Source organism: Streptomyces botrytidirepellens (assembly GCF_003721215.1).
Taxonomy (GTDB): Bacteria; Actinomycetota; Actinomycetes; order Streptomycetales; family Streptomycetaceae; genus Streptomyces; species Streptomyces himastatinicus.
In genome coordinates this window covers 1-3,800 of the sequence record NZ_RIBZ01000590.1, presented here as the reverse complement: position 1 = coordinate 3,800, position 3,800 = coordinate 1, and the positions used below count along the sequence as shown (strand labels likewise).

General features: G+C 73.3%; 3 protein-coding genes and 1 pseudogene. 3 read left to right on the top strand and 1 reads right to left on the bottom strand.

Features of this window, described 5'->3' with window-relative positions:
• Positions 1-437: pseudogene (locus EEJ42_RS33295) on the top strand (hypothetical protein); the annotation flags it as partial.
• 4 nt (positions 438-441) lie between these two features.
• Here the strand turns inward: EEJ42_RS33295 and EEJ42_RS33290 are convergent.
• Complete coding sequence (locus EEJ42_RS33290) at positions 442-993, bottom strand: GbsR/MarR family transcriptional regulator (RefSeq protein ID WP_123105744.1); 552 nt, start codon at positions 991-993, stop codon at positions 442-444.
• A gap of 101 nt (positions 994-1,094) precedes the next feature.
• Here EEJ42_RS33290 and EEJ42_RS33285 point away from each other — a divergent pair, with 101 nt between their 5' ends.
• On the top strand, positions 1,095-2,051 hold the full coding sequence (locus EEJ42_RS33285; protein WP_123105742.1) for an ABC transporter ATP-binding protein: 957 nt from the start codon (positions 1,095-1,097) through the stop codon (positions 2,049-2,051).
• Entirely contained in the window at positions 2,048-3,697 is a 1,650-nt protein-coding gene (locus EEJ42_RS33280; RefSeq protein WP_123105740.1) for an ABC transporter permease, read from the top strand. Before EEJ42_RS33285 ends, EEJ42_RS33280 begins: the two co-directional genes overlap by 4 nt.
• Positions 3,698-3,800 lie beyond the last annotated feature (103 nt).

The following is a 3,800-nucleotide window of genomic DNA, read 5'->3' as shown; positions in this document are numbered from 1 at the left end:
GGCACCCGGGCGGCTGCGCCGACGGCGGCCACCACTCCTGGTGGACCCCGGCGGCGCGCACCGCGCGGACGGCGCTGACGCTGCTGTCGCTGCCGGTCATGGGGCTCGGCGGGGGCGGCCGGGGGCGCCGGGCACAGCCGCCGCCGCAGCGGCTGCGGGTCGAGGCGGACGGGGTGCTGCTGACCGATCTGGACCGGCAGGTCGAGGGCGTCTCGGTGTCGACGGCCGCGCCGGGCGGCGGGCTGGCCGAGGTGGTGGTCCATCCGCACGCGGACGACGGCGCCGAAGGGCCGGTACGGGCGCGGGCCCGCGCCGTGACCGTCTCCGGCCAGGACTTCCGCTACCACTCGGACGCGCTGGTCCGCGGCCCGGTGCGCAGCCGGACCTGGACGGTGCTGGCCGGGGCGTGGAGCCTCACCCTGCCGCACCTCCGCTGACTGCTCAGCGCTCCCCGGCCCCGTCGGCGCGTGCCGCCTGGTGGGCGCGCCAGCGCTCCAGCATGGTGCGCAGCTCGTGCTGCATGAACGCGAAGAACTCGGCGGTCTCGGAGGCCCGCTGTCCGGCCGCCGTGCCGGGACCGAGGATCTTCGCGCCGTCCCGCATGGTGGACTCCCAGCGCGTGAGCATCTGGTCGCGGCGGGTCATCGTCTCGTACCAGACCTCGTTGTAGAGCCGGTAGCGCTCGCGCCGGGAGCCCGGTTCGCGCTCCCGCGCGACCAGTTCGACCTGGGCGAGGTAGCGGATCGCACCGGAGACCGCGGCCGGGCTGATCCGGAGCTGCTCGGCGAGTTCGGCGGAGCTGAGCGCGCCGGAGTCGGAGACGAGCAGCGCGGCGAAGACGCGGGCGCCCATCCGCTGCATCCCGGCCTCGACGAGGTCGGCGGCGAACCGCTCGACGAACCGGGACACCGCCTCGTCGTCACGTACGTCGTGTGCTGTGTCCTGCGCTGCGTCTTCTGGTGCTGCGTCGTGCGCGCGGTCCGATTCGATCATCTCCCTCACCGGCTCATCATCTCCCCTCTTCGTCACATCATCATAAGTTTATATGGTTCCTTAACTTCACAAATTTGTGAAAGTAGCGTAGCTTCGAAATCATGAAGACGGCAATCTCCGTGTCCGGCCTGCACAAGTCCTTCGGCCGGACCCACGCGTTGGACGGCCTCGACCTCGAAGTCGAGGCAGGTGAGGTCCACGGCTTCCTCGGCCCCAACGGCGCCGGGAAGTCCACCAGCATCCGGGTCCTGCTCGGACTGCTGCGCGCCGACTCCGGTGCGGTCCAGCTCCTCGGCAAGGACCCCTGGCACGATGCGGTCGACCTCCATCAGCACATCGCGTACGTCCCCGGAGACGTCACCCTGTGGCGCAGCCTGAGCGGCGGCGAGGTCATCGACCTGTACGGGCGGCTCCGCGGCGGTCTCGACCAGACCCGGCGCGCCCAGCTGCTGGAGCGGTTCGAGCTGGACCCGACCAAGAAGGGCCACACCTACTCCAAGGGCAACCGCCAGAAGGTCGCGCTGGTCGCCGCCTTCGCCTCCGAGGTCGAGCTGCTGATCCTGGACGAGCCGACGTCCGGGCTCGACCCGCTGATGGAGGAGATCTTCCGCGAGTGCGTGGCCGAGGAGCGCGACCGCGGGCGCACCGTGCTGCTCTCCAGCCACATCCTCAGCGAGGTCGAGGCGCTGTGCGGCCGGGTCAGCATCATCCGCAAGGGCAGGCGGGTCGAGTCCGGCTCGCTCGCCGAGCTGCGCCATCTGACCCGTACGTCGGTGACCGCCGAGCTGGCCGCCGCGCCCACCGGACTGTCCGGGCTGCCCGGGGTCCACGGCCTCGACGTCCAGGACCGGCAGGTCAAGCTCCAGGTCGACAGCGACAAGCTGGACGCCGTGCTGCGCCGGCTCACCGAGGCGGGCGTGCGCAGCCTCACCTCCACCCCGCCCACCCTGGAAGAGCTGTTCCTGCGCCACTACCAGGACGACATCAGCCGCACCGGCGCCGAGACGGGCGCGGGCACCGGCACCGGCACCGGCACCGAAGAGGCGGTCGCCCGATGACCGCCGTAGCCGACGCCCGGGTCACCGGCCGGGCCCGCGGATCGTCCCGCGATCTGACCGGCACCGGCACCCTGCTGCGGCTCGCGCTGCGCCGCGACCGGATCATGATGCCGGTGTGGGTGCTGTGCCTCGGGCTGACCGCCTCCAGCACCGTCGGCCGCCTCGACAGCGCCTACGAGACCCCCGCCCAGCGCACCCAGCTCGTCCAGGACATGAACGGCAACGGGGCGACCCGCGCGCTGTTCGGCACCGCCTTCGGCGACTCGCTCGGCGCCCTCACCGTCTGGCGGGTGGGCGCCTTCCTCACCGTGTTCGCCGCGATCATGAGCCTGCTCATCGTCATCCGGCACACCCGTGAGGAGGAGGAGACCGGCCGCCAGGAGGCGCTGTCCTCCTGTGTCGTCGGCCGCCGCGCGGGCCTCACCGCGGCCCTGCTCACCGTGGCCATCGCCAACGGCGCCGTCACCCTGCTCGTCGCGGGCGGTCTCGCGGCCCAGGGCGGCAGCGGAGCGGTCGCCCTGGGGCTGGCCGTCGGGCTGTCCGGGATGGCCTTCGGCGGTCTGGCCGCCGTCGCCGCCCAGCTCACCGAGAGCGCGCGGCTCGCCCGGGGGCTGTCCGCGGCCGCCGTGGGCGTGGCGTTCGTGCTGCGCATGGCGGGCGACGCCGCCGAGGACGGCTCCAAGGGCTCCGGCCATGTGCTGACCTGGCTCTCGCCGCTGGGCTGGGCCGAGTACGCCCGGCCGTTCGCGGCCGAGCGCTGGTGGCCGCTGCTGCTGATCGCGGTGCTGGCCGCCGCGTCCATCTCCGTCGCGTACTCCCTGGCCGGGCGGCGCGACGTCGGCGCCAGCTTCTACGCGACCCGCCCCGGGCCGCGCGCCGCGGGGCCGTTCCTGAAGGGCGTCTTCGGCCTGGGCTGGCGCCTCCAGCGCGGCGCCCTGGCCGGGTGGGTCGCCGGGTTCGTCTTCGCGGGCGCCATCTTCGGCGCCATCTCGGACGGCGCCGACGACTTCCTCGGCGACAGCGACCAGACCCGGGAGATCATCGAGCGCATGGGCGGCGCCCAGGGGCTCAACGACGCCTTCCTGGCCTCCATGGTCGGCATCCTCGGCACCATCCTCACCGTCTACTCCGCGAGCTCCGTGCTGCGGCTGCGCAGCGAGGAGACCGACCAGCGGGCCGAACCGCTGCTGTCCAACGCCGTCAGCCGACTGCGCTGGGCCGCCAGCCACCTGGTCATCTCCTACCTCGGCCCGGTCGCCGTGCTCGCCGTCGGCGGGCTGGCGCTCGGCCTCGGCTACGGGATGGCGTCGGGCGACGTGGGCGGCTCGCTGCCGCGCGTCCTGGGCGCCGCGATCTCCCAGGTGCCCGCGGTGTGGCTGATCACCAGCCTGACGGTGCTGCTCATCGGGGCGCTCCCGAAGTACTCGTCCGCCGCCTGGGGCCTGGTCGGCTGGGTCGTCGCCCTCGGCTGGATGGGCCCGGCGCTCAAGGTGTCGCAGTCCGTCATGAACACCTCGCCGTTCAGCCATCTGCCGAAGCTGCCCGGTGAGCACGTCACCGCGGCACCGTTCGTGTGGATGGTGCTGCTGTCGGCCGTCCTGACCGCCGGAGGGCTGGTGGCCCTGCGCCGCCGCGACATCGGCTGACCCTTCCGTCAGCCCCATCCCCGGCATGCTCTCGGCGCCGGGCCCGCACTCCCCCTGTGGCGGGCCCGGCGCCGAGTCGTGTGCGGGGGGCGCGGTTCTGGTG

Coding starts and splice junctions, on each gene's coding strand:
- EEJ42_RS33290 (WP_123105744.1), bottom strand. CDS start 993: ATGATCGAATCGGACCGCGCGCACGACGCAGCACCAGAAGACGCAGCG.
- EEJ42_RS33285 (WP_123105742.1), top strand. CDS start 1,095: ATGAAGACGGCAATCTCCGTGTCCGGCCTGCACAAGTCCTTCGGCCGG.
- EEJ42_RS33280 (WP_123105740.1), top strand. CDS start 2,048: ATGACCGCCGTAGCCGACGCCCGGGTCACCGGCCGGGCCCGCGGATCG.